Annotated in this window: 21 protein-coding genes and 1 riboswitch; of the genes, 14 read left to right on the forward strand and 7 right to left on the reverse strand. The window is 70.8% G+C overall.

The window, feature by feature from the left end; genetic code table 11:
• Positions 1-393: 393 nt before the first annotated feature.
• The 7 genes from ACIBAF_RS33415 (at position 394) to ACIBAF_RS33445 (ending at position 8,621) form a co-directional block, all read left to right on the forward strand.
• Positions 394-1,065, forward strand: a complete 672-nt coding sequence (locus tag ACIBAF_RS33415) for a response regulator transcription factor (protein WP_079660474.1) — start codon at positions 394-396, stop codon at positions 1,063-1,065.
• 263 nt (positions 1,066-1,328) lie between these two features.
• Complete coding sequence (locus ACIBAF_RS33420) at positions 1,329-3,275, forward strand: 2-oxoacid:acceptor oxidoreductase subunit alpha (protein ID WP_399467949.1); 1,947 nt, start codon at positions 1,329-1,331, stop codon at positions 3,273-3,275.
• Positions 3,268-4,347, forward strand: a complete 1,080-nt coding sequence (locus ACIBAF_RS33425; protein WP_399467950.1) for a 2-oxoacid:ferredoxin oxidoreductase subunit beta — start codon at positions 3,268-3,270, stop codon at positions 4,345-4,347. The genes ACIBAF_RS33420 and ACIBAF_RS33425 overlap by 8 nt, the downstream gene beginning before the upstream one ends.
• A 274-nt stretch (positions 4,348-4,621) precedes the next feature.
• Positions 4,622-5,476, forward strand: coding sequence for an SDR family oxidoreductase (locus ACIBAF_RS33430; RefSeq protein ID WP_399467951.1), 855 nt, complete (start codon positions 4,622-4,624; stop codon positions 5,474-5,476).
• A 143-nt stretch (positions 5,477-5,619) separates the two neighbouring features.
• Complete coding sequence (rarD, locus tag ACIBAF_RS33435; protein ID WP_399467952.1) at positions 5,620-6,735, forward strand: EamA family transporter RarD; 1,116 nt, start codon at positions 5,620-5,622, stop codon at positions 6,733-6,735.
• Positions 6,736-7,013: 278 nt separating this feature from the next.
• Positions 7,014-7,457 carry a VOC family protein gene (locus ACIBAF_RS33440; RefSeq protein WP_399468038.1) on the forward strand — a complete coding sequence of 148 codons (444 nt, stop codon included), beginning with the start codon at positions 7,014-7,016 and terminating at the stop codon, positions 7,455-7,457.
• Positions 7,458-7,661: 204 nt separating this feature from the next.
• Positions 7,662-8,621 (forward strand): M28 family metallopeptidase, encoded by a 960-nt coding sequence (locus ACIBAF_RS33445; protein WP_399467953.1) that lies wholly within the window; start codon positions 7,662-7,664, stop codon positions 8,619-8,621.
• Between the two features lie 101 nt (positions 8,622-8,722).
• On the opposite strand, the gene ACIBAF_RS33450 is transcribed toward ACIBAF_RS33445, so the two are convergent.
• Entirely contained in the window at positions 8,723-10,636 is a 1,914-nt protein-coding gene (locus tag ACIBAF_RS33450; protein WP_399467954.1) for a tetratricopeptide repeat protein, read from the reverse strand.
• Positions 10,637-10,855: 219 nt separating this feature from the next.
• On the opposite strand from ACIBAF_RS33450, the gene ACIBAF_RS33455 reads away from it, so the two are divergent.
• The 3 genes from ACIBAF_RS33455 (at position 10,856) to ACIBAF_RS33465 (ending at position 13,338) form a co-directional block, all read left to right on the forward strand.
• Positions 10,856-11,356, forward strand: a complete 501-nt coding sequence (locus ACIBAF_RS33455) for a DUF6668 family protein (protein WP_399467955.1) — start codon at positions 10,856-10,858, stop codon at positions 11,354-11,356.
• Complete coding sequence (locus ACIBAF_RS33460; protein WP_399467956.1) at positions 11,353-12,681, forward strand: amidase family protein; 1,329 nt, start codon at positions 11,353-11,355, stop codon at positions 12,679-12,681. The genes ACIBAF_RS33455 and ACIBAF_RS33460 overlap by 4 nt, the downstream gene beginning before the upstream one ends.
• Before the next feature lie 69 nt (positions 12,682-12,750).
• Positions 12,751-13,338 carry a flavodoxin family protein gene (locus ACIBAF_RS33465; protein WP_399467957.1) on the forward strand — a complete coding sequence of 196 codons (588 nt, stop codon included), beginning with the start codon at positions 12,751-12,753 and terminating at the stop codon, positions 13,336-13,338.
• Between the two features lie 103 nt (positions 13,339-13,441).
• Here the strand turns inward: ACIBAF_RS33465 and ACIBAF_RS33470 are convergent, their stop codons facing one another.
• The 4 genes from ACIBAF_RS33470 to ACIBAF_RS33485 form a co-directional block, all read right to left on the reverse strand.
• On the reverse strand, positions 13,442-14,416 hold the full coding sequence (locus ACIBAF_RS33470; protein ID WP_399467958.1) for an ABC transporter permease: 975 nt from the start codon (positions 14,414-14,416) through the stop codon (positions 13,442-13,444).
• Positions 14,403-15,458, reverse strand: a complete 1,056-nt coding sequence (locus ACIBAF_RS33475) for an ABC transporter ATP-binding protein (protein ID WP_399467959.1) — start codon at positions 15,456-15,458, stop codon at positions 14,403-14,405. The genes ACIBAF_RS33470 and ACIBAF_RS33475 overlap by 14 nt, the downstream gene beginning before the upstream one ends.
• Positions 15,459-15,490: 32 nt before the next feature.
• Positions 15,491-16,759, reverse strand: a complete 1,269-nt coding sequence (locus tag ACIBAF_RS33480) for an outer membrane lipoprotein carrier protein LolA (protein WP_399467960.1) — start codon at positions 16,757-16,759, stop codon at positions 15,491-15,493.
• A gap of 295 nt (positions 16,760-17,054) precedes the next feature.
• Complete coding sequence (locus ACIBAF_RS33485) at positions 17,055-17,858, reverse strand: helix-turn-helix domain-containing protein (RefSeq protein WP_399467961.1); 804 nt, start codon at positions 17,856-17,858, stop codon at positions 17,055-17,057.
• 120 nt (positions 17,859-17,978) lie between these two features.
• Here ACIBAF_RS33485 and ACIBAF_RS33490 point away from each other — a divergent pair, with 120 nt between their 5' ends.
• Both ACIBAF_RS33490 and ACIBAF_RS33495 read left to right on the forward strand, forming a co-directional pair.
• Complete coding sequence (locus ACIBAF_RS33490; RefSeq protein ID WP_399467962.1) at positions 17,979-18,401, forward strand: hypothetical protein; 423 nt, start codon at positions 17,979-17,981, stop codon at positions 18,399-18,401.
• 5 nt (positions 18,402-18,406) lie between these two features.
• Positions 18,407-19,438: an NAD(P)-dependent alcohol dehydrogenase gene (locus tag ACIBAF_RS33495; RefSeq protein WP_399467963.1), complete on the forward strand. Its 1,032-nt coding sequence runs from the start codon at positions 18,407-18,409 to the stop codon at positions 19,436-19,438.
• A 245-nt stretch (positions 19,439-19,683) separates the two neighbouring features.
• Here the strand turns inward: ACIBAF_RS33495 and ACIBAF_RS33500 are convergent, their stop codons facing one another.
• The gene (locus ACIBAF_RS33500) at positions 19,684-20,694 is read right to left on the reverse strand and encodes a polyprenyl synthetase family protein (RefSeq protein ID WP_399467964.1); all 1,011 of its coding nucleotides are present in this window, start codon (positions 20,692-20,694) and stop codon (positions 19,684-19,686) included.
• 502 nt (positions 20,695-21,196) lie between these two features.
• Positions 21,197-21,398: riboswitch (cyclic di-AMP (ydaO/yuaA leader) on the forward strand.
• Between the two features lie 3 nt (positions 21,399-21,401).
• Here ACIBAF_RS33500 and ACIBAF_RS33505 point away from each other — a divergent pair.
• Complete coding sequence (locus ACIBAF_RS33505) at positions 21,402-21,884, forward strand: transglycosylase SLT domain-containing protein (protein ID WP_399467965.1); 483 nt, start codon at positions 21,402-21,404, stop codon at positions 21,882-21,884.
• 78 nt (positions 21,885-21,962) lie between these two features.
• On the opposite strand, the gene ACIBAF_RS33510 is transcribed toward ACIBAF_RS33505, so the two are convergent.
• Positions 21,963-22,796 (reverse strand): HAD family hydrolase, encoded by an 834-nt coding sequence (locus tag ACIBAF_RS33510; RefSeq protein ID WP_399467966.1) that lies wholly within the window; start codon positions 22,794-22,796, stop codon positions 21,963-21,965.
• A 291-nt stretch (positions 22,797-23,087) separates the two neighbouring features.
• Between ACIBAF_RS33510 and ACIBAF_RS33515 the strand changes: the two genes are divergently transcribed.
• Positions 23,088-24,152, forward strand: a complete 1,065-nt coding sequence (locus ACIBAF_RS33515) for a GNAT family N-acetyltransferase (RefSeq protein ID WP_399467967.1) — start codon at positions 23,088-23,090, stop codon at positions 24,150-24,152.
• The last annotated feature ends 46 nt before the right edge of the window (positions 24,153-24,198 follow it).

Genomic DNA, 24,198 nt, shown 5'->3' on the forward strand with positions numbered 1-24,198 from the left:
GACGGACGTCGAGCTCGCCGCATAACCCCAGCAACCCCGAACCACACCAAACCCGTCAGGGGCGCCTTGACGGAAGACATAGAGGCACCCCCCAGCGCCCGGGGAAGAGAACGGGACGGCGACCGTCCCGCCCCGCCCCAAAACACCGGACCAGCCGAAACCGCAAGCCCGCCCCCGGCGACAAGCTCCGCCCCCGGACCCTGGCCCCCAGGGGCGGGAGTGGGGCGGTGGCTGTTGCGTTTTCGGGGTGTGGATCGGCCGAAAGTGGGTGGGGGGTGGCTGTATTCGCGCCGTCCTCGGGGCTGGGCCCGCTGTTGTCGGGTGCAGACGAGCCAGAAGCTGGAATGCTTGACTGGTTCGACCGACGGGTGGACGGCTGAGGGGCCGAGGAGCGTGGAGGACAGGGTGCGGGTGGTCATCGCCGAGGATTCGGTGCTGTTGCGGGAGGGGCTGACCCGGTTGCTGACCGACCGGGGGCATGACGTGGTCGCCGGGGTCGGGGACGCGGAGGCGCTGGTCAAGACCATTACCGAGCTGGACGACGAGGGTGCGTTGCCCGACGTCGTCGTCGCGGACGTGCGGATGCCGCCAACCCACACCGACGAAGGGGTGCGGGCCGCCGTACAACTGCGCAGGGCGCATCCGGGGCTCGGGGTGCTGGTGTTGTCGCAGTACGTGGAGGAGCGGTACGCCACCGAACTGTTGGCCGGTTCCAGTCGCGGGGTCGGGTATCTGCTCAAGGACCGCGTGGCCGAGGTGCGGGAGTTCGTGGACGCCGTGGTGCGGGTCGCCCAGGGGGGTACTGCGCTCGACCCGGAGGTCGTCGCGCAGTTGCTCGGGCGCAGCCGGAAGCAGGACGTGCTGGCGGGGCTCACTCCCCGGGAGCGGGAGGTCCTGGGGCTGATGGCCGAGGGGCGGACGAACTCGGCGATCGCCCGGCAGCTGGTCGTCAGCGACGGGGCGGTGGAGAAGCACGTCAGCAACATCTTCCTGAAGCTCGGCCTGTCGCCGAGTGACGGGGATCACCGCCGTGTTCTCGCGGTCCTCACCTATCTCAACTCATGACGAAGTGGCACTGTGCCAGTCGTCACGGGTGACCATGCGTCTCGGGTGACCACGTCTTCTGGCCGGTGCGTCTAACCAGAACGACGCCGGGGGGCGGGAAATCATGGCAACGGGGGTGCCGGGCCGTGTCGGGACGCTGACAGTCAGCTGACAGTCATACGAAATGGCCGAGGGAAGGCGACCCTTACAGACGTAGGGTTGATCCATGGAGGGGCTTCGGGAAGACCTCTCCGGGACAGCCACCTCGAGGGAGGTCCAGTTCAGTGACCAGTCAGGTCAGCAGCCCAGCGGAACAGGCCGACGGAACCGGCGGAGCGGACGCGGCCGTCGTGGGAGAGCAGCGCCAACCGGACGGGACGAAGGACGTACGCCGTCTCGACCGGGTGATCATCAGGTTCGCGGGTGACTCGGGTGACGGTATGCAGCTCACCGGTGACCGCTTCACCTCGGAGACGGCTTCCTTCGGGAACGACCTCTCCACCCTGCCGAACTTCCCCGCCGAGATCCGCGCGCCCGCCGGCACCCTGCCCGGCGTCTCCTCGTTCCAGCTGCACTTCGCCGACCACGACATCCTCACCCCCGGTGACGCGCCCAACGTGCTGGTCGCGATGAACCCGGCCGCGCTGAAGGCGAACATCGCCGATGTGCCGCGCGGTGCGGAGATCATCGTCAACACGGACGAGTTCACCAAGCGGGCGATGCAGAAGGTGGGGTACGCGGCCTCGCCGCTGGAGGACGGCTCCCTCGACGGTTACCAGCTCCATCCGGTCCCGCTGACCACCCTGACCGTCGAGGCGCTGAAGGAATTCGACCTCACCCGTAAGGAGGCCGAGCGCAGCAAGAACATGTTCGCGCTCGGCCTCCTGTCGTGGATGTACCACCGGCCGACCGAGGGCACCGAGAAGTTCCTGAAGTCGAAGTTCGCGAAGAAGCCCGACATCGCCGCCGCCAACATCGCCGCCTTCCGCGCCGGGTGGAACTTCGGCGAGACGACCGAGGACTTCGCGGTCAGCTATGAGGTCGCTCCGGCCGCGAAGGCTTTTCCCGTCGGCACCTACCGGAACATCTCCGGGAACCTGGCTCTGGCATACGGCCTGGTCAGCGCCTCCCGGCAGGCTGATCTGCCGCTGTTCCTCGGGTCGTACCCGATCACTCCGGCCTCCGACATCCTGCACGAGCTCAGCCGCCACAAGAACTTCGGTGTGCGGACCTTCCAGGCGGAGGACGAGATCGCGGGGATCGGCGCGGCGCTCGGGGCGGCCTTCGGCGGGTCCCTCGCCGTCACCACCACCTCCGGGCCCGGCGTGGCACTGAAGTCCGAGACCATCGGGCTCGCCGTCTCGCTGGAGCTGCCGCTGCTGGTCATCGACATCCAGCGGGGCGGGCCGTCGACCGGTCTGCCGACCAAGACCGAGCAGGCCGACCTGCTCCAGGCCATGTTCGGGCGCAACGGCGAGGCCCCGGTGCCGATCGTCGCGCCCCGCACGCCCGCCGACTGCTTCGACGCCGCCCTGGAAGCCGCCCGGATCGCGCTCACCTACCGCACGCCGGTGATGCTCCTGTCCGACGGCTACCTCGCCAACGGCTCCGAGCCGTGGCGCATCCCCGAGCTGGACGAGCTGCCGGATCTGCGCGTGCAGTTCGCGCAGGGGCCGAACCACACGCTGGAGGACGGCGCCGAGGTCTTCTGGCCGTACAAGCGCGACCCGCAGACCCTCGCCCGGCCGTGGGCGATCCCGGGCACGCCGGGGCTGGAGCACCGTATCGGCGGGATCGAGAAGGAGGACGGCACCGGGAACATCTCCTACGCCCCCGCCAACCACGACTTCATGGTCCGCACCCGCCAGGCCAAGATCGACGGCATCGACGTCCCGGACGTGGAGGTCGACGACCCGCACGGGGCGAGCACCCTGGTGCTCGGCTGGGGCTCCACCTACGGACCCATCACCGCGGCCGTACGAAGGCTGCGCACGGCGGGGGAGGCCATCGCGCAGGCCCATCTGCGGCATCTGAACCCGTTCCCGCGCAACCTCGGCGCGGTCCTGAAGCGTTACGACAAGGTCGTCATCCCCGAGATGAACCTCGGCCAGCTCGCCACCCTCATCCGGGCGAGATACCTGGTCGACGCCCACTCCTACAACCAGGTCAACGGTATGCCGTTCAAGGCGGAGCAGCTCGCCACGGCGCTCAAGGAGGCCATCGATGGCTGAGACCGGAGCGGAAGGCACGGGCACGATCGAGGCGCTCTCGCTCGTCCCCAAGGCCGAGGCCAGGCAGTCCATGAAGGACTTCAAGTCCGATCAGGAAGTGCGCTGGTGCCCCGGCTGCGGTGACTACGCGATCCTGGCGGCCGTCCAGGGCTTCATGCCCGAACTCGGCCTGGCCAAGGAGAACATCGTCTTCGTCTCGGGCATCGGCTGCTCGTCGCGCTTCCCGTACTACATGAACACCTACGGGATGCATTCGATTCACGGGCGGGCCCCGGCGATCGCGACCGGGCTCGCCGCCAGCCGGCGCGACCTGAGCGTGTGGGTGGTGACGGGCGACGGCGACGCGCTCTCCATCGGCGGCAACCACCTCATCCACGCCCTGCGCCGCAACGTGAACCTGAAGATCCTGCTCTTCAACAACCGTATCTACGGCCTCACCAAGGGCCAGTACTCGCCCACCTCCGAGGTCGGCAAGATCACCAAGTCGACGCCGATGGGCTCGCTGGACGCGCCCTTCAATCCGGTCTCCCTGGCCATCGGCGCCGAAGCCTCCTTCGTCGCCCGGACCATCGACTCCGACCGCAAGCACCTGACGGAGGTGCTGCGCCAGGCCGCCGCCCATCCGGGCACGGCGCTGGTCGAGATCTACCAGAACTGCAACATCTTCAACGACGGCGCGTTCGAGGCGCTGAAGGACCGGGCGTCGGCCGAGGAGGCGGTGATCCGGCTGGAGCACGGGCAGCCGATCAGGTTCGGACCGGACGGGGCGCGGGGGGTCGTGCGGGATGCGGCGACCGGTGATCTGAAGGTCGTCACGGTGACCCCGCAGAACGAGGCGGATGTGCTGGTCCATGACGCGCATGCCACGTCCCCGACCACCGCGTTCGCCCTGTCGCGCCTGGCCGATCCGGACACCCTGCACCACACGCCGATCGGTGTGCTGCGCTCGGTCGAGCGGCCGGTCTACGACACCCAGATGGCCGACCAGCTCGACACGGCGATCGAACAGCACGGCAAGGGCGACCTGGCGGCGCTGCTGGCGGGCGGGGACACCTGGACGGTCGTCGGCTGAACCAGGAGGTCGACCAGCGGTGAGGCCCGGGACCGGAGCTCCTCCGGTCCCGGGCCTCTTCGTGTGCGGGGGCCAGGCTGGGCGCTTGTCCCGGAGCTACAGCTCCTTGCACCTACTACTTGCACCTACTACTTGCACCTACTCCTTGCACTTTTACTCCTTGCACTTACCTCTACGTAAGTGCCTTACTTCAAAGTGGGTACTTTCGTTGGGTTAGCGCACCTCCTAGGGTTAGTGACAGACCCCCGCACCCGCACTAGGAGTTCCTCAAGCCATGAGCATCGTCGTCACCGGAGCCACCGGACACCTCGGCCGCCACGTCGTCGAGCAGCTGCTGGAGAAGGTCCCGGCCGAGCAGATCACCGCCGTCGTCCGCGACGAGGCCAAGGCCTCCGACCTCGCGGCCCGCGGCGTCAAGCTCGCCGTCGCCGACTACAACGCCCCCGAGACGTTCGGCAGCCTCTTCGCCGCCGGCGACAAGGTGCTGCTGATCTCGGGCAACGAGTTCGACAAGGGCCGCCCGGCCCAGCACCAGGTCGTCATCGACGCCGCGAAGGCCGCCGGGGTCGCGCTCCTCGCGTACACCAGCGCGCCGGGCACCTTGACCGCGGCGCTGGCCGACGACCACCGCGCCACCGAGAAGGCGCTGCTCGCCTCCGGTGTGCCGTACGCGCTGCTGCGCAACGGCTGGTACCACGAGAACTACACCGAGCAGCTCGCCCCGGTGCTGGAGCACAACGCCGTCGTCGCGGCCGCCGGCGAGGGCCGGGTCTCCTCCGCCTCCCGCGCCGACTACGCGGCCGCCGCCGTCGCCGTGCTGACCGGCGAGGGCCACGAGAACAAGACGTACGAGCTGGGCGGCGACGAGGCGTGGAGCTTCGCCGAGTACGCGGCCGAGCTGAGCAAGCAGGCCGGCAAGGAGATCGCCTACAACGCCGTACCCGTCGAGGTGCTCACAGGCATCCTGACCGGCGCCGGGCTGCCCGAGCCGCTCGCGGCGATCCTGGCGGGCGTGGACGCGTCGATCGAGCAGGGCGAGCTGGTCGTCTCCAGCGGTGACCTGTCCCGCCTCGCCGGCCGCCCGACCACCCCGCTCGCCGAGGCGATCACGGCCGCGCTCAAGGGCTGACACTCCCCCTGAGGACTCCCGTACGGGTCCTGGAGTCACCCACCCCCGTCTGTCATGACCGTATTGCGATACGGGCATGACAGGCGGGGGTGCTCGGCGTTACCTTCGTCCACGCATGCCTGAACGTGAAAGAGAGGAACCGCGTGACCGGGACGTCGAGGAGTGAGAGCCGGACCGGGCTGCTGAACGGCTTCGCGGCGTACGGGATGTGGGGGCTGGTGCCTCTCTTCTGGCCCCTGCTCAAGCCCGCCGGGGCGTCCGAGATCCTCGCGAACCGCATGGTGTGGTCCCTCGCCTTCGTCGCCGCGGCGCTGCTCGTCGTACGGCGCTGGGCATGGGCCGGTGAGCTGCTGCGCCAGCCGCGCCGGCTCTGTCTCGTGGTGATCGCCGCGGCCGTCATCACCGTGAACTGGGGCGTCTACATCTGGGCCGTGAACAGCGGCCATGTCGTCGAGGCATCCCTCGGGTACTTCATCAACCCGCTGGTCACGATCGCGATGGGCGTGCTGATCCTCAAGGAACGGCTGCGGCCCGTGCAGTGGGCGGCGGTCGGCGTCGGCTTCACGGCGGTGCTGGTCCTGACCATCGGCTACGGCCACCCGCCGTGGATCTCCCTGGTCCTCGCCTTCTCCTTCGCCACCTACGGGCTCGTGAAGAAGAAGGTGAACCTCGGCGGGGTCGAGTCGCTGACCGCCGAGACCGCCGTCCAGTTCCTGCCCGCGCTGGGCTACCTGCTGTGGCTGTCCGCGCACGGCGACGCCACCTTCACGACCGAGGGCGCCGGACACGCGGCCCTGCTCGCCTCCACCGGCATCGTCACCGCACTCCCCCTCGTCTGCTTCGGTGCGGCGGCGATCCGCGTCCCGCTGTCCACTCTGGGACTGCTGCAGTACCTGGCGCCGGTCCTGCAGTTCATCCTCGGCGTCCTCTACTTCGGCGAGGACATGCCGCCCGAGCGGTGGGCCGGCTTCGCGCTGGTCTGGCTGGCGCTGGTGCTGCTCACCGGGGACGCGTTGCGCACCTCGCGCCGGGCGGCCCGCGCCCTCGCCGCCCGCATCGCCGACGCTCCGGACGTCCTCGACACCCCGGACGCCCTCGACACTCCCGGCACTCTGGACACACAGACGCCCGGCACGACCGGTACGACCGGTACGACCGGTACGACGGGTACGACGGGCGCCGCCGACGCCGTACGGAAGGCCGAGGGCGCGGCCGCCGTCATACCCGCCGCTCCCGCCGCTCCCGCCGCCAAGCCGTAGGCCGCGTTTCTCGGCGGGCATTGCGATCGCCGAGCCGAGCGGGTCGAGGCCGAGGCCGAGGTGGGCGGCCGGCCGCCCGGGAGTGCCTGGCGCGGTCGTGCCGCCCCGGGCGGAGTACGACGTGCGGGAGGCCGACCCGGCGCGCGCCTGCTACAAGTGGCTGCATGACCGAGACTCCCGCGGCATCCGAGACACCGTCAGCCTCCGAGACCCCGCCTGCCTCCGAGACACCGTCGACGGCCGACGCGCCGTCAGCCTCCGGGGCGGTCCCCGCCCCCGTGCACTGGAAGCTCGTCGTCGACTCCGCCGACCCGCACGCGCAGGCCGACTTCTGGGCCGCCGCGCTGCACTACGCGGTCGAGGACAACAGTGCGCTCATCGAGCGGCTGCTTGAGCTCGGCGCGTTGCCGGGCGCGGCGACGGTGGAGTTCCACGGCCGCCCGGCCTTCCGGGACCTGATCGCCGTACGCCACCCCGACGACCCGTACGACCCCGACAGCGGGACCGGTCTCGGGCGGCGGCTGCTGTTCCAGCGGGTGCCGGAGCCGAAGACGGTGAAGAACCGGCTGCATCTTGACCTGCATCCCGGGGCGGGGCTGCGGGCCGGGGAGGTCGAGCGGTTGACGGCGCTGGGGGCGAGCGTGCTGCGGGAGGTGAACGAGCCGTCCGGAGCGTGGGCGGTGATGACGGACCCGGAGGGGAACGAGTTCTGCGTGCATTGACCGAGCGTGGAGCCGGGGGTCCTCGATGTCCGGTATATGAACCCCGTGTCCTGATACCGCTCTTGACGCGGAGTTGGTTCCCCGTTCACCATCCTGGAACCCCATTCACTGTGGAATCCCTGTGATCCGGCGATTCCCGAGGAATTCGGAGCCCCCCACATGCAGCTCCCCACCATGAAGCTCCCTGCCGTGAAGCTCCCCGCTATGAAGCTTCCCGTTTCCGGGCGCACGGCGGCCGCCGGCGCCGTTTCGGTTGTCATGCTCCTGACGTGTGGATCGATAGTCGGCGCGGCGCCCGCACCTGCGCACGGCTCCGCCGCCCTCGCCGCCGCTCCCGACATCCCCGTGGCCAACGTCAAGGCGCATCTGGCGCAGCTGCAGTCCATCGCCACCGCCAACGGCGGCAACCGCGCCCACGGCCGCACCGGCTACAAGGCCTCGCTCGACTACGTGAAGGCCAAGCTGGACGCCGCCGGCTTCACCACCACCATCCAGCAGTTCACCTCGTCCGGCCGCACCGGCTACAACCTCATCGCCGACTGGCCCGGCGGCGACACCGGCAAGGTCGTCATGGCGGGGTCCCACTTGGACTCCGTGACCTCCGGCGCCGGGATCAACGACAACGGCTCCGGCTCGGCGGCCGTGCTGGAGACGGCCCTGGCCGTGGCCCGGTCCGGCTACCAGCCCGCCAAACACCTGCGGTTCGCCTGGTGGGGCGCGGAGGAACTGGGCCTGGTCGGGTCCAAGTACTACGTCAACAACCTGTCCTCGGCGAACCGCGCCCGCATCAGCGGCTACCTCAACTTCGACATGATCGGCTCGCCGAACCCCGGCTACTTCGTCTACGACGACGACCCGACCATCGAGAAGACCTTCAAGGACTACTTCACGGGCCTGGGCGTCGCGACGGAGATCGAGACCGAGGGCGACGGCCGCTCCGACCACGCCCCCTTCAAGAACGCGGGTGTCCCGGTCGGCGGCCTGTTCAGCGGCGCCGACTACGTCAAGACGGCGGCGCAGGCGGCCAAGTGGGGCGGTACGGCCGGGCAGGCCTTCGACCGCTGCTACCACTCCTCCTGCGACACCACGGCCAACATCAACGACACCGCCCTGGACCGCAACGCCGACGCCGTCGCCTACGCGGTCTGGAAGCTGTCCGCCTGACCGGCCTGCCCCCCCCTGGCCGGCCTGCCCCCCTGGCCGGCCCGTCATCTGATCTGACCGGCCCGTTCTGACCGGCTCCTTCCGCTCGACGGCCGAGGTCGCTACGCGTCCGACCTGCGGGCGCGTTCGGCCAGACGGAGCATGCGCGCCTGGGCCGACTCCAGCTCCTCGACGTCGTCGGCGGCCGGGCCCTCCTCGGCGGTGAGCTCCGTCCACAGGCCGAGGAGTTCGGTCCCCAGGTTCAGTCCCTGCACGGGGTCGCGTACAGCGCGCCAGGCCGCCGCCGCACTCTGGACGTTGCCGTACGCGGCCTCGCCGTCCCGGGCGCTGCGGCGGATCCGGGCCAGGTCCAGGGAGACATGGAAGGCGCGGAGCGGGTCGCCCGCCAAGTAGGCGATGTACGCGCCGAGTTCGCGCAGCCGGAGCACCTCGGGGTGCTCCGGCCCCAGCGTCCCGGACGCCTCCAGCACGGTCTGCTCCGCGAGAGCGGCCGCCGCGTCTATCCGGCCCGCCCGCACGGCCTCGTTGATCCGCGCCATCGGCTCCCCGAGGAGGGCGGGAGCGCCGCCGTCGCCCTGAAGGGTCCGGGGATCGTCACCGAGCACCGCCTCCGCCACGGCGTCGAACCCACGAGCGGGCGTGGGCTTGGAGTCGGGGTCGGGGACCGAGCCGGAGACGAGATCCTCGGGGAGGAGGGGAGTGAGGGCCTGAGGTACGGGGGTCGAGGCGGGGGTCGGCAACGGAAGCGGGATCGGGGCCGAGGTGAGGGGCGGGGCCGGGGCCAGGGGCGGGGTGAGGGGCGGGGCCGGGGGCGGGGTGAGGGCCGGGGCCAGGGGCGGGGTTGAGGTCGGAGGCGGAGTTGGGGTCGGGGGCGGGGCCAGGGGCAGGGCCGAGGTCGGGGGCGGGGCCGAGGTCGGAGGCGGAGTTGGGGTCGGGGGCGGGGCCAGGGGCAGGGCCGGGGCCGAGGTCGGGGTCGGGGTCGACGCAGGGGTCGAGGCCGGGGTCGACGCGGGGGTTGCGGTCGGAGTCGAGGCCCGGGTCGACGCAGGGGTCGCGATCGGGGTCGAGGCCCGGGTCGACGCAGGGGTCGCGATCGGGGTCGAGGCCGGGGTCGACGCAGGGGTCGCGGTCGGGGTCGACGCGGGGGTTGCGGTCGGGGTCGAGGCCCGGGTCGACGCAGGGGTCGCGATCGGGGTCGAGGTGGGGTCGGCGTTCGGGTTCGGTTGGTCGTCCATCGTCGGGGGTGGGCCGAACACGCCCGTCGGGGCGGTGACCGTGCCGGGGGCCGGGATGTCGTCCTGGGGTTCCGGGATCGCCCGGATCGCGTACGTGGGCGCCGAATCTTGTGCCGGCGCCGACTGCGGTCCCTGCTCGGCCGCCGACTCGGGGACCGCCCGCAACGGGAACGTGGGCGCCGCGTCCCGCACCGGCTCGGGCACCTGGCGCAGCAAGTGCGTGGCCTTGTCGCTTCGCGGCCGAACAGACTGCTCGTCCCCTACGGGCGCGGGGGCGGCCGCTGTGGCCGGGTCCGTGAGCTGCGCGTCCGGGGCCGCCTCCCGTACGGGCGCGGGCTCCCGTACCGCCGACGGAGTCGGTGCCGCCGACGGAGTCGATGCCACCGCCGGAGTCGGTGCCGCCGACGGAGTCGATGCCACCGCCGGAGTCGCTGTCGCCGGCGGGGTCGACGTCGCGGCCTGGGTCGACGTCGCCGTCGTTCGCAAGGGTTCCGCTGTGAAGTGGCTGGAGCCGTCCGGGTCCACGCGCAGGGAGACGACGTAGCCGATGCGTTCGTCGTGGACCGTGGCGAGGACGGGGTGGCCGGTGGCGAGGGCGATGCGGTGCAGGTGGCTCAGCACGGCGCGCTGGATCTCCTCGCCGTCGACCGCCGCGACCGGTACGCCGCCTATCGTCGCCGTCCCGCCCCCGCGGACATGGACGTCGAGCGGCGCCACCACGGCGGCCGGTCGGCCGGCGTGCTTCTGTTCCCGCTTCTTCTCGCGGCTGAGTCGAGACATCGGTTCCTCACTCGGATGCGTCGTCACGATCCGGTCGTCCAAGTACGTGTACGAGTACACGTACTGTTGAGTCTCTCCGAGCGCTCCCGGTCCTCACGTCACCGCGACGTCACAGCCTCGTTCCAGGAACCCACGCCACGCTGCCGGGGCCGCCCCGGGACCAGCAAGGATCAGGGCGGCGCCCCGGAGGGACGGCGACGACTGGGAGGGACACGGTTCATGCGGACGACGGACGGGCAACGGGGGCCGGAGATCTGGATCCGGGGGCCGGTGGCCGCGCCGGATCCGGTGCCGATGCCGTACGTCTCCACCGCCACGCCCCGGCGCTTCTCCTGGGTCGCCGCACACGGCGGGGCCGGCGCCTCCACGCTCGCCGCGGTCTACGGCGGCCACGACTGCGGGCGCGAGTGGCCCGGCGCCGGTGATCCGCCGTCCGTACTGCTGGTCGCCCGCACGCATGCGGCCGGGCTGGAGTCCGTCCTGCGGGCGGTGGACGTCTTCCGGCGCGGGGAGGCTCCGCAGGGGCTCGACCTGGACGCGGTGGTCCTCGTCGCGGACGCGCCCGGCCGGCTGCCCCGGCCGCTCGTCCAGCGGATGCGGGTGATCGAATCGCTCATCGACGTGTACCGCGTCCCCTGGGTGACGAACTGGCGCCTCGGCGACCTGGGCGGAAGCCCGCCCCGGGAGACGGCAGCATTGGCCCGGCTCACCGGGGGGTGACGCCCCTGGAGTGGCCGCCGGCCGTGGAGCTCGCCGCGGCCGTGCGGGCGGGGCGGCTGCGGGCCGTGGACGTCGTCGGCGAGGCGCTCGGACGGATCGCCCGGGTCGACCGTTCCCTCTGCGCGTTCGCCGAGGTGTGGGAGGAGCGGGCGCGGGCGTGGGCCCGTGAGGTCGACGTACGGATCGCCGTGGGCGAACGGCTGCCGCTGGCCGGGGTGCCGATCGGCGTGAAGGGGCGTCACGGGCTGCGTACGGCGGCCCCGCTGATCGCCGCCGGATGTGTGCCCGTCGGGGCGACCGCCGTCCCCGGACCCGGCACTGCCTGGCAGACCTGGGGCCTCGGCGCCCACGGCCGCACCGTCAACCCCTGGCGCGCCGACCGCACGCCCGGCGGCTCCTCGGCCGGATCCGCGGCGGCGGTGGCCGCCGGCCTCGTCCCCCTGGCCACCGGCAGCGACGGCGCGGGCTCGGTGCGCATCCCGGCCGCGTGGTGCGGTGTGATCGGTCTGAAGACGACGAACGGGCGACCGCCCCTCGGGGACCGGCCGCCTTCTGACCGTACGGGTCTGACGGCGCCCGGCGTCCTCGTGCGGTACGCGGTGGACGCCGAGGCGTACTGGCGGGTCATGGCGCCGGCGTCCTCAGGGCACCCCCCGACGCCTACGCCGGCTCCCTTGCCAGCGGCGACTCCATCGCAGGGGCCGAATCCGTTGCCAGCCGTGACTCCGGCGCAGGGGCCGGCTCCCTTGCCAGAGGCGACTCCGGCGCAGGGGCCGGCTGCGTTGCCAGGGGTGGGGACCGCGGTTCCCGCTCCTCCCCTCGCCGTCTTCTCCCCCGACCTGGGCTTCGCCGACCCCGATCCCGAGCCGCTCGCCCTCGCCCGTGCCGCCGCCGAGCGCCTGGCCGAGGCCGGTGTCGTACGGCTGTCGGCCCAGGACGCGCCCTTGTGTCTGGAGGACCCCGGCCCGGCCTGGCTCGCCCTGCGCACCCCGGGCTCGGACCTCCGCGCGGCCGACCGGGTCCGGGAGCTGAACGACCGGCTGCTGGCCGGCTTCTTCTCCCGTGCCGAGTTGCTGCTGACGCCGACGACCCCGAACGCCGCGCACGGTCACGACGGCCCCGGCGACCGCTACTCGACCGCGCTCACCTGGGCGTTCAACCTCAGCGGGCACCCGGCGATCAGCCTCCCGGCGGGGGTCGGCGCGGACGGTTGTCCGGTGGGGTTGCAGGTGGTCGCGGCCCACGGCGCGGAGGCGGCGTTGCTGGCGGTCGCCCGGAGCGCCACGCCCCACCCACCCCGCAGCCCCCTCACACCCCACCCGTAAAGTGCTTGCATAAACATATAATGCAGGTGCATACTATCGTCGTACGCCGACTACTTGGGGGATCGGATCATGACGCACCGCAGTTTTCTGTTCGTGCTGGGCAGCAGCCGACCGGACGGCAACACCGAGCTGCTGGCCCGCGAGGCCGCCGCACAGTTGCCCTCCGACGTAGAGCAGACGTGGATCAGCCTCGCCCGGCACCCGCTGCCCGACTTCGAGGACCTGCGCCACGACAGCGACCACACCCGCCCCACAGAGGGCAGCCCGGCGCTGCTGCTCGACGCCACGCTCGCCGCGACGGACATCGTGATCGCGTCCCCGCTGTACTGGTACTCGGTCTCCGGCCAGACCAAGCGCTACCTGGACCACTGGTCGGGCTGGCTGCGTACCCCCGGCGTCGACTTCAAGGCGACGCTCGCGGGGCGCACCCTCTGGGGCGTCTCCGCCCTCGCGGACGACCAGCCCGTGGTCGCCGATCCGCTCATCGGCACGCTCAACAACTCGGCGGCCTACCTGCGGATGCGTTTCGGCGGGGTGCTGCTCGGCAACGGCAGCAAGCCCGGCGACGTCCTGAAGGACACGCAGGCGCTGACGCGCGCGAAGACGTTCTTCGCACAGGAGGCGCCCCTCGCCCGGTTCGCCCATGAGGCGGCCTGACAAGTCCTAGTTCTAGTCCTGGTCCTGGTCCTGGTCCTGGTCCTGGTTTTGGTTTTGGTTTTGGTTTTGGACCTAGCCCTAGACCTTGGCCGATGGCGCCCTGTCAGGCCGTGACGTCCTTCGTCGTGAAGCGCGCCCAGGCCGCCGAGCCGAAGACCGCCGCGTACAGGGCCTGCAGGCCGAGGTTCTTCTGCAGGTCGTCCCAGTAGACCGGCTCGCGCATCAGGTCGGCGAAGGACAGCCAGTAGTGCGAGAAGAAGTACGGCTGGAACGCGTGCAGCTGGGGGATCTGGTCGAGGATCTGGATCGTGATCAGCAGGCCCACGGTCGTCGCCATCGCCGCGATGCCGCTGCTCGTGAGCGTGGAGACGAACAGTCCGAGCGCCGCCACGCCGATCAGGGACAAGGCGACGACGAGAGCCATCAGCAGCGCCCGCAGCAGCCCGTCGCCGAAGCCGATCCGGGTGCCGGAGATCGTGGTCAGGTCGCCGAGCGGGAAGAGCAGCGCACCGACCGTCAGTGCCGAGAGCGCGACCACGAGCGTGGCCGCCAGGCAGAAGATCATGACGGTCGCGTACTTGGCCAGGAGGAGACGGGTGCGGCCGGCGGGGGCGACCAGGAGATAGCGGAGCGTGCCCGCGTTCGCCTCGCCGGCGATCGCGTCGCCCGCGATCACACCGATCGCCATCGGCAGGAAGAACGGCAGTGTGACAGCCAGCGCGGTGAAGACCAGGAACAGGCCGTTGTTGGTGACCTGCGAGATGAACGCCGGACCACCACCGCCACCGCCCCCTCCCCCGCCGCCACCGGGGCCGGCGGACGAGCCGTCGCTCGTCTCGATCTTCACGGCGATCCCGACCAGGACCGGCACGGCCGCCAGCACGGCCAGCAGTGCGAGGGTGCGCCAGCGCCGGAAGGTGGTCAGCAACTCGCTGCGCAGAAGCCCGAAGGTCCAGGTCCAGGTCCAGGACCAGGGCCTGGTCCAGGACTTGGTCCAGGACCTGGTGCGTGTCGTCGAGGAGTCCTCGCGGGGAGTCCCGCTCCGGTTCTCCCTCGCTTCCGCTTCAGCCCGCGACATCGAACCCCTCCCCCGTGAGCGCCACGAACGCGTCCTCCAAGGAGGCCCGTTCGACGGCGAAGCCGCGAACGCGGACGCCCGCCGTCACCAACGCGGCGTTCAGGTCGGCGAGCTCGCGCTCCGCAGGCGGAGCCTCCGCGCTCACCCGGTCCTCGGCGACGACGACGTCACCCGCTCCCTGCTCCTTCAGCACCCGCGCCGCGTCCGCCGGGTCCGGGGTCGTCACGACCAGCCGGCCACGGGTCCCCGCCGCGAGGTCCGCCACCGAACCCTGTGCGAGCAGCCGGCCCTGGGCCATCACCGCCGCATGCGTGCACACCTGCTCGATCTCGTCGAGGAGGTGGGAGGAGAGAAAGACGGTCGTGCCCTCCGCGGCCAGCTCCCGGATCAGCGAACGGATCTCCCGCATGCCCTGGGGATCCAGGCCGTTGGTCGGCTCGTCGAGGACGAGCAGGCGGCGGGGCTGGAGAAGGGCGGCGGCGAGGCCCAGGCGCTGCTTCATGCCGAGCGAGTACGCCTTCGCCTTCTTGCCGGCGGCGGCCGTCAGCCCGACCCGCTCCAGCGTCGCCGTGACCCGCGTACGCCGGGTGCGCGGGTCGGCGGTCGGGTCGGCGGCGTCGTAGCGGAGCAGGTTGTCGCGGCCGGAGAGGAAGCCGTAGAGGGCGGGGCCCTCGATGAGCGCCCCGACGTGGGGCAGGACGACGCGCGCGGCCCGCGGCATGGGTTGCCCCAGGACGCGGGCCGAGCCGGCCGTGGGCTCGATGAGACCCATCAGCATGCGGATGGTGGTGGTCTTGCCGGAGCCGTTGGGACCGAGGAAGCCGAAGACGCTGCCCGCCGGGACGGTCAGGTCGAGACCGTCGACGGCGAGCTGTCCGCCGCGGTAGCGCTTGGTGAGGGCGCGGGTGTGGATGACGGCGTCGCCGTCGCCCGTGGAACCACCCACGGAACGCCCCGCGGAGCCACCCGAGGCACCATCCGTGGTGCCATCCGTGGAGCCATCCGTGGAGCCACCCGAGGCACCACCCGTGGACTGCGTCATCGGCTCCCCTCACACCCCGCCCAGGTCGCTGCTCACTTCCCCGCGTTCGCCGCCTTCACCAGGGCGTCCTTGGTGACCGCGCCGACGTAGACCTTGCCGTCGTCCGTCATCAGGGCGTTGATCAGGCGGGTGGAGAAGACCGTGCCGGAGCCGAACTTACCGCTCACCTTGTCGCCGAAGGAGCCGAGGAAGCCGCCGAGGTCGCCGCCGGCCTCGGCGCCCGAGGGCATGCCCTCGCCGCCGGTGTCGAAGGTGGCGACGGAGGTCCAGCCCTCGCCGAGGACGTTGAGACCGGCGGGGCCGCCGAGGTCCTTGGCGAGGTCGTCGTCGGACGTGCCGGAGTGCCCCGGAGCCGTCTTGGTCGCACCCTCCTCGTCCCACTTGCCCCCGACGTCGCCCTTCTCGACCTGGTCGCCCTCGGTGACCTTCGCGCCCTTGGGGGTCGTGAAGTCGAAGGTGGAGGCGGCCGGCTTGGCGAAGGTGACCTGGGTGAAGCCCACGTCCACGACGGCGGCGCCGCCGCTCGCCGGGGTCAGCGTGAACTTCAGCGGCAGGCCCGTCTTCGCGTCCACGGCCACACTGATCGCGCCGACCGTGGAACCCGACTGCTTCGGCTTGACCAGCAGCTTGTAGGCGTCGCGCCCGGCGACCTGGACGGTGCCGTCGACGGTCACGGACGTCGTGTCGTCGACCGCCTTCAGGGCGTCCTCGGTGAGGTCCTTGGGCGTGGCCGGAACAGGGGTGTCCGCCTTGTCGGAGCTCTCGTCGACGGTGGAGTGGTAGACCTCGTTGGAGGCGCTGTCGTACCCCCACACGTCCTTGCCGTTGTGGATGACGCTGTACTCGGCGGCCTTCTCCAGCAGCGAGAGCTTCTGCCGGTCCGGGCCGTCGGCGGCGACACGCAGGGTGTGCGTGCCGGACGCGAGTTCGGTGAGCTTGGTGGACGGGTCGGCGGACGAACCGTCACCGCCCTGCTGGGCGGCCCCGGAAAGGAGACCGTTCTCCAGCCCGCCGAGGTCGGGCAGCCCGAGATCGGTCGTGATCTTCACCGTGCCGGACAGCTGCTGCACGTCCGAAGCGGCGATCTTGTCGAGGAGTTGCTGAGCGGTGATTTTCGGCAGGTCGGGGTCGCCGGAGTCGGCGAGCGCCGGGACCAGCCCGATCGTCGCCGCGGCGACACCGATCACGGTGACCGGGACGACGTACCGCGCGGCCTTGCGCCGGCCGGCGCGCAGGTCGTCGGCCTCCCCGCCGTTCGGCTCCCCGCCGGTCAGGGTGTCGTCGGATGCCTTCGGTGCCATGTGTGCCTTACCTCCGTCGTCGGCGGCGGCTGGTCATCTCACGCTGAACGCCCCACCCCAAGCCGCCATTCTCACCCGAATTGGTGAGGAGTGGTGTTTTCTCGTAGTCCCCATCTGACCAAATCGGCCACCCGAAAACGTCAACCCGAGGGCTCAACTCCGCGTACGCCTGCGGTATGACACAAGAGCGAGGAAAGAGCGACCGACCCGTAGGGGTCCTGCGGGGGACAGCGGATTCCCCTAGGTGATCAATTCCAGGGGTGGTCGCCGCGCGGGGCTGTGCCGGGCAGGTCGGTCACCGCTTGACGAGTTCGGCCAGCATGGCGCTGGTCGCTTCGTCGGCCGGCAGGAACGCCTCGAGTCGTAGTTCGGCGATGGTGACGTCGATGGCGGTGCCGAAGTGGGTGAGCGTGGTGATGAGCGTCAGCTCCCTGTCGTCGTCCGGATCATGTGCCCGGAGGCGCAGCGGTACGGCGAAGCCGAGGTGGTGCGGTGACGCGCGCGGACGCAGTGGTACCAGGTCGATGAGTTCGGAGGCCAGGCGTTGGAGTTGGTCGTCCGGGTTGCGCACGCTCTCGGCCTGGATGCTGTCGATGATGTGCCACGCCCACTCGTCGAGGTTGACGATGCGTGGCGCGAGGCCCTGCGGATGCAGCAGCACCCGGGGAACGCTCACCGGCGGTACGAGTAGCTGCGGGGCCACGCCGGCGGTGAGCGCGTGGAAGGCGGCGTTGGCCGAGACGAGGTCACCGTGCCGGTCGACGACCACCGCCGGGTAGGGCAGGTGGCCGTGCAGGATCCGATCGAGGGCGGTGCGAATCGGTTCGAGCTGGGGGTTGTCCATGCGGGTCTGCGGGTAGGCCGGTGCGAATCCGGCCACAAGGAGCAGTTCGTTGCGCTCGCGGATCGGCACCTCCAGGGATTCGGCCAGCCGGATGATCATCGAGCGGCCTGGGGTCGACCGTCCGCTCTCGATGAAGCTGACGTGCCGCTGCGTGGTTCCGGCGCGCATGGCTAGTTCCAGCTGGCTGACGCGTCGCCGGATGCGCCACTCACGCAACGCGTCGGCGAGCCCGCCTCTGGTCGATTCGCTGATCACCCCTCTTGTGTAACCCGCCCGGCTGCTGATCGGCGATTCCCTGCGGGGAATTGCCGCGCGACAGCCGGCGCAGCACTGTCGTTGCGGCACGCCGACCATGCACAACCGAGGGGAACAACCATGGCCGATATCGACATCCGCAACCTCACCGACCGCTACGTCGCCGTGTGGAACGAACCCGATGCGGAGCGTCGCCGCACCGCGATTCGCGAGCTGTGGTCCGCCGACGCGGTCCATGTGCTGCAGCCTCCCCAGGAGATCCTGCAGACCGCTGAAGGGCTGGGCTTCGATCGTCTCGTCCTGGAGGCGCGCGGGCACCACGCGTTGGAGTTCCGGGTGACGCGCGCCCACGAGGAGTTCGTCGCGCCGGGCGCCTTCGTCTTCCGGTCGCGCGGCAACGCCGACCGGCTCCACGACGTCGTCAAGTTCAACTGGGAGATGGCGCCCCAAGACGGTGGCGAGGTCGCCGGCGTCGGGCTGGAAATCCTCGTTCTCGGCCCCGACGGCCGCATCGTCAGCGACTACCAGTTCATCGAAGGATGACCGCGATGACGGCGACACCCCCCTCGATGGCGCGCAGCTATCACGTCAGCGCCGGCGACGGTATCGACGGCCTGTCACTGCGCACACACGAACCACGCACACCCGGGGAAGGGGAGGTTGCGGTCGCGGTCCACGCCACCTCGCTCAGCTTCCGTGAACTTCTGGTGGTGCGGGGGCAGTACGTGCTGCCCGTCAAACCGGACGTCATACCGGTCTCGGACGGTGCGGGCGAGGTCGTCGCTGTCGGGCCAGGCGTCCGGCGGGTGCGCCCGGGCGACCGCGTCACCGCCGCGCTGTTCCCGCGGTGGCTGGACGGCCCGCTGGAACCGGCGTACCTGCCGCAGCTGGGTGGCTCGCTCGACGGAATGCTGACGGAGCTGGCCATCCTCCCAGAGGACGCCCTCGTGCCCATCCCCGAACACCTCTCCTATGCCGAGGCGGCAACTCTTCCCTGCGCCGCCGTCACGGCGTGGAACGCCCTGACCGGCGACGGCCGCGGAGTCCAGCGTGGACAGACCGTGCTGGCCACGGGCTCCGGCGGCGTGTCGCTGTTCACGGTGCAGTTCGCCAAACTCCTGGGCGCGAGAGTCATCGCCACGACAAGCCGCGCGGACAAGGAACAACGCCTTCGCGATCTGGGCGCCGACGAGGTCGTCAACTACCGCGACACTCCCGACTGGCACGCCACCGCCCGCGAACTCACCGCCGGGCGAGGGGTCGACCGCGTCGTCGACACCTCCGGAACGCTGGAGCAGTCGCTGAAGTCGGTCGCCGTCGACGGACACATCGCCTTCGTCGGGTCCGTCTCCGGCAACTGGGCACCGGTCGATCCCCGTCTGCTGTTCGGCGCCGCCGCTACGGTCCGGGCGTTGGCCGTCGGCAGCCGCGCCCAGTTCATCGCCATGAACGACGTCATCACCACGCATCGGCTCCGACCAGTCATCGACCGAGTGTTCCCATTCGAGGAAGCGGCCGCTGCGTACCGGTACTACGAGTCGGCCAGCCCGTTCGGAAAAGTGATCATCAAGACCAGATAGCTGGCGAGCCTTGCGTGGTTTTTTGGGGAGGGGGACGCCGCCAGTGCGGGACCGCAGGAGGACGCGGGACCGGACGGGGAGTGCGGGACCGGAGGGGAATGCAAGCGAGGAGGAGGGGCGGGGCCCGAGGGCGCGGCGGGGCCGGACGGGAGGGCGGGCGGGCGAGGAGGAGGGGCCGGGCCCCGAGCGCGTGGCGGGGCCGGACGGGAAGGCGGGCGAGGAGGAGGGTGCGGGGCCCGAGGGGGTCAGCCGGCTCGGTGGACCACTGCGTCGCAGAGCTCCATCAGCGCCGCCTTCGCGTCGCACTCCCGCAGCGGCGCCAGCGCGGACCGCGCGTCCTTCGCGTACCGCACGGTGTCCCGGCGGGCCTGCTCCAGCGCCGGGTGCGCGCGGAGCGCCTCCAGGGCCTCGGCGAGCCGGGCGTCGTCGCTCAGGTCGGAGTCCAGCAGCTCGCACAGGGCGATGTCCTCGGGCAGCGACAGCCGCGCCGCCCGCTCCCGCAGCCGCAGCACGGGCAGCGTGGGAACGCCCTCGCGGAGATCCGTCCCGGGCGTCTTGCCCGACTCCCGCGAGTCGGACGCGATGTCCAGGACGTCGTCGGCCAGCTGGAAGGCGACGCCCAGCCGCTCGCCGTACTGCGTCAGCACGTCGACGACGGTCTCGTCGGCGCCCGACATCATCGCCCCGAACCGGCAGGCCACCGCCACCAGCGAGCCCGTCTTGCCGCCGAGCACGTCGAGGTAGTGCTCGACCGGGTCGCGTCCGTCGGTCGGACCGGCCGTCTCCAGGATCTGCCCGGTGACCAGCCGCTCGAACGCCTCCGCCTGCACCCGCACCGCCTCCGGTCCGAGGTCGGCCAGGATGTGGGAGGCGCGCGCGAAGAGGAAGTCACCCGTGAGGACGGCGACGGAGTTCCCCCAGCGGGCGTTCGCGCTGGGCACCCCGCGGCGCACGGCGGCCTCGTCCATCACGTCGTCGTGGTACAGCGTGGCCAGGTGGGTCAGCTCCACGACGACGGCCGACGGCACGATGCCCGGCGCGTACGGGTCCCCGAACTGCGACGCGAGCACCACGAGCAGCGGCCGGAACCGCTTCCCGCCCGCCCGCACGAGATGCTGGGCGGCCTCCGTGATGAACGGAACCTCACTCTTGGTGGCTTCGAGCAAGCCTTCCTCGACAGCCGCCAATCCGGCCTGGACATCGGCTTCCAGAGCCTGGTCCCGCACGCTCAGCCCGAACGGCCCGACGACGGTCACGAGGGGTCTCCTGTCTGCTGGTGTCTAGTGGCGGTTACGCGGTTTGTCGATAGGTCTCTGCCATCACTCAAGTCAGCGTATCCGGTCACGTTTCGATCACCGATAGCCCCCACGGTTACAGGCCAGGTGGTATCGGATCACGCCCGATATGTTCTTGATTAAAATATATGAGCAGATATTTATGGAGTTAGCCGGAAGTGATGACTTCCATCCGACGGCGCCATCACCGTCGCAGCTGCCACCTCCACCCCCTCCCCACCTTTACCGACTTGGCGTTAATGCCCGATTCGCCGCACTTGTGGACGCTGGTGACTTGACTCACTCCCCCCGCTGGACCCGCCTGGCCTCGCCATTCACCGATCCTCCACACCTCCAAGCAAGTTGAGGCTTTGCACCCACAAAGGATCAAGCACCCCATAGGTCACAGACCAAGGTCAATAGGGGTGATCTGTGAATCTGCCACTTGTTCCGGACATGTGCTCTCGCATACGTTCCCGGCCTGTCGGGCGGAACGCCGAATCCTGCCGCCGCCCGTACACCCACCGAGAACGCGCGGCAGGAGCGGGGGAACCAGGTAAGTCGCCGGTCCGGATGTCTCAGACATATCGGTACGGCTCGGGGTGAAGTCGCGCCCGTCAGGACGCGACCGGGCAGCTCCCGCCCGAACCCGACAGCTCACCTCGCAGGCGCCGGAGAGGAAATTCGTCATGCCCGCTGCCGCTCAGCCGCGCCGCACCCGTCGTAACCGTCTCGCCCGCACGCTCACCGTCGCCGCCACCGGCGCGGCCGTGCTCGCCCTCCCACTCCTCGGCGCGACCGGCGCCTCCGCGGCGACCCCGACCGTCGTCACCGCCACCAGCCTCGGGTACGCCAACAACCTCGACGGCTGGATCCGTGCCTCCCTGCAGGTCATGGCCCAGCACGGGATCCCGGGGACGTACAACGGCATCTACCGCAACGTCATCCGTGAGTCCTCCGGCAACCCCTACGCCATCAACCTCTGGGACTCCAACGCGGCCGCGGGCATCCCGTCCAAGGGCCTGCTCCAGGTCATCGACCCGACCTTCAACGCCTACCATGTCGCCGGCACCTCCTGGGACTCCTACGACCCGGTCGCCAACATCACCGCGGCCTGCAACTACGCGGCCGCCCGGTACGGCTCGATCGACAACGTGTTCGGCGCGTACTGACAGATCCCCATAGGGCCCTGGGGGTCTACAGGTCCTACAGGTCTGCGGGTCCTACGGGTCTTACGGGTCTTACGGGTCTTACGGGAACAGTCTTTCGAGGACGACGGCCACGCCGTCGTCCTCGTTCGACGTCGTCACCTCGTCGGCCATCGCCTTCAGTTCGGGGTGGGCGTTGGCCATCGCGACTCCGCGCGCGGCCCAGTCGAACATCGGGATGTCGTTGGGCATGTCCCCGAAGGCGACGGTGTCCTCGGGCCGCAGGCCCAGGTGTTCGGCGGCCAGGGCCAGGCCCGTCGCCTTGGTGATCCCGCAGGGCTGGAGCTCGACCGTGCCGGGCCCCGACATGGTGACCGTGGCGAGCGAGCCGACCGCCGCGCGGGCCGTCGCCGCCAACTCGTCGTCGGACAGGGTGGGGTGGCGCAGCAACACCTTGCTGATCGGCTCGCACCACAGGTCGTCGCGTCGGTCGACGCGCAAGGCGGGCAGGGTCGGGTGCGGCATCCGGTAGCCCGGCTCGATGAGCGTCAGCCCGTCCACGCCGTCCTGGTCGACGGCCGCGTACAGCTGCCCCACCTCCGCCTCGATCTTGCCGAGCGCGGTCTCGGCCAGCTCCCGGTCCAGGGTGACCGACCACAGCAGACGGTCCGCGCCGGCGTCGTACAACTGCGCGCCCTGTCCGCACACCGCGAGCCCCCTGCTGTGCAGCCGGTCGAGCAGGGGGCGCACGCGGGGCGCGGGGCGTCCGGTGACCACCAGGTGGCGTGCGCCGGCGGCGGCCACCCGCGCGAGCGCGTCGAGGGACCGGTCGGAGAACGTGTCGTCGCCGCGCAGCAGCGTTCCGTCCAGGTCGGTGGCGATCAGGGAGTACGCGGAGTACGGGGTGCGCTCGGCATATGCGGTGGGTGCGGCCATGATCAGAGAATACGGATGCCGTACCCCCCTGGTTCGACACGAGCCGAACGACGACCAGGTCCTGTCCGGTTCTGCCAACTCCCCTTTGCCTACTGGTGCAGAACTGGTTGAGGAGTGGCGCAAAGAAACGGCTTTCTGGCGCATCGCCGGGTAGCGGACGGTTAAAGGCCTCTGTACCGGTTGGCAACAAGATGGGACGCTACCTACCGCGACGCCCGGGTGGAGCGGTACCGTCCAGGTGTCCAGGGGGGACTTGATCGGGGGGTCAGGTTGAGCAGTGGGCGCATTCGTGTGCTGAGGCCGGAAGACCTCGGCGAGGGGGACAGGGAGCGGTGGCGCGCGCTGCGTGCCGCGTCAACGCTTCCGCGAAACCCCTTCATGGAACCGGAGTTCACCGACGCCGTGGGCCTCGTGCGGCCACGCGCGCGCGTGGCGGTCGTGTACGAGGGGCGTGAGCCGGTCGGCTTCCTGCCCTATGAGCGGGGCCGGTTCGGCCAGGGTCAGGCCCTCGCGTACGGCGTCTCGGACGCGCAGGGCGCGGTGCTGGCCCCGGGTCTCGGCCTGAACGCCGCAGAACTGATGCGGGCGTGCTCCCTGTCGAGCTTCGCCTTCGACAACCTGGAGGCGGAACAAGGGCTGTTCGTCCCGCACGCGGCCGAGGAGTACGCCGCTTATGTCATCGACGTAGAAAAGGGTTACGAGACCTACGAGTCCGTACTGCGGGCCCAGTCGCCGAAGTTCCTGAAGACGACGCTCGCCAAGGAGCGCAGGCTCGGTCGTCAGGTCGGGGAGCTGCGGTTCGTGTTCGACGAACGCGACCCGGCCGCGCTGCGCACGCTCATGGCGTGGAAGTCCGCGCAGTACCGCAGGACCGGCCGCCGGGACCGGTTCGCCCAGGAGTGGATCACCCGACTGGTGGACGTGCTCGCCGAGACGCGCGCACCGGAGTGCGCCGGCACGCTGTCCGTCCTCTACGCCGGTGATCGGCCGCTCGCCGCGCACTTCGGCCTGCGTTCGTCGACGGTCCTGGCCTGCTGGTTCCCGTCGTACGACCCGGAGTTCGCGAAGTACTCGCCGGGCCTGGTGCTGCATCTGCGGATGGCCGAGTCGGCCGCCGCCGAGGGCATCGGCCTGCTCGACCTGGGGCGGGGCGCGGCAGAGTACAAGGACTCGTTGAAGACCGGCGAGATCCCCGTGTTCGAGGGGGCGTGGACGCGTCCGGGGGTGGGCGCCGCGCTCTACTGGCTCAGCCGTGAACCGTCGCGCCGCGCACACCACTTCGTGCGCAACCGGCCGAGGCTCGCCGCGGCGGCCGCACGCACCCTGAAGAGCGCGGGCCGCCTGCGCCGAGCGTGACGATCACACGAGGAACGGTCGGAGGCGGTCGGGGACAGCCGGGGAC

It is taken from the genome of Streptomyces sp. NPDC051677 (genome assembly GCF_044453465.1).
Lineage (GTDB): Bacteria > Actinomycetota > Actinomycetes > Streptomycetales > Streptomycetaceae > Streptomyces.

Bases quoted from the DNA above. Each gene is read 5' to 3' on its own strand.
- ACIBAF_RS33495 (WP_399467963.1), top strand. From the start codon at position 18,407: ATGACGGCGACACCCCCCTCGATGGCGCGCAGCTATCACGTCAGCGCC.
- ACIBAF_RS33450 (WP_399467954.1), bottom strand. From the start codon at position 10,636: ATGTCTCGACTCAGCCGCGAGAAGAAGCGGGAACAGAAGCACGCCGGC.
- ACIBAF_RS33455 (WP_399467955.1), top strand. From the start codon at position 10,856: ATGCGGACGACGGACGGGCAACGGGGGCCGGAGATCTGGATCCGGGGG.
- ACIBAF_RS33425 (WP_399467950.1), top strand. From the start codon at position 3,268: ATGGCTGAGACCGGAGCGGAAGGCACGGGCACGATCGAGGCGCTCTCG.
- ACIBAF_RS33480 (WP_399467960.1), bottom strand. From the start codon at position 16,759: ATGGCACCGAAGGCATCCGACGACACCCTGACCGGCGGGGAGCCGAAC.
- ACIBAF_RS33490 (WP_399467962.1), top strand. From the start codon at position 17,979: ATGGCCGATATCGACATCCGCAACCTCACCGACCGCTACGTCGCCGTG.
- ACIBAF_RS33510 (WP_399467966.1), bottom strand. From the start codon at position 22,796: ATGGCCGCACCCACCGCATATGCCGAGCGCACCCCGTACTCCGCGTAC.
- ACIBAF_RS33475 (WP_399467959.1), bottom strand. From the start codon at position 15,458: ATGACGCAGTCCACGGGTGGTGCCTCGGGTGGCTCCACGGATGGCTCC.
- ACIBAF_RS33445 (WP_399467953.1), top strand. From the start codon at position 7,662: ATGAAGCTTCCCGTTTCCGGGCGCACGGCGGCCGCCGGCGCCGTTTCG.
- ACIBAF_RS33505 (WP_399467965.1), top strand. From the start codon at position 21,402: ATGCCCGCTGCCGCTCAGCCGCGCCGCACCCGTCGTAACCGTCTCGCC.
- ACIBAF_RS33465 (WP_399467957.1), top strand. From the start codon at position 12,751: ATGACGCACCGCAGTTTTCTGTTCGTGCTGGGCAGCAGCCGACCGGAC.
- ACIBAF_RS33470 (WP_399467958.1), bottom strand. From the start codon at position 14,416: ATGTCGCGGGCTGAAGCGGAAGCGAGGGAGAACCGGAGCGGGACTCCC.
- ACIBAF_RS33430 (WP_399467951.1), top strand. From the start codon at position 4,622: ATGAGCATCGTCGTCACCGGAGCCACCGGACACCTCGGCCGCCACGTC.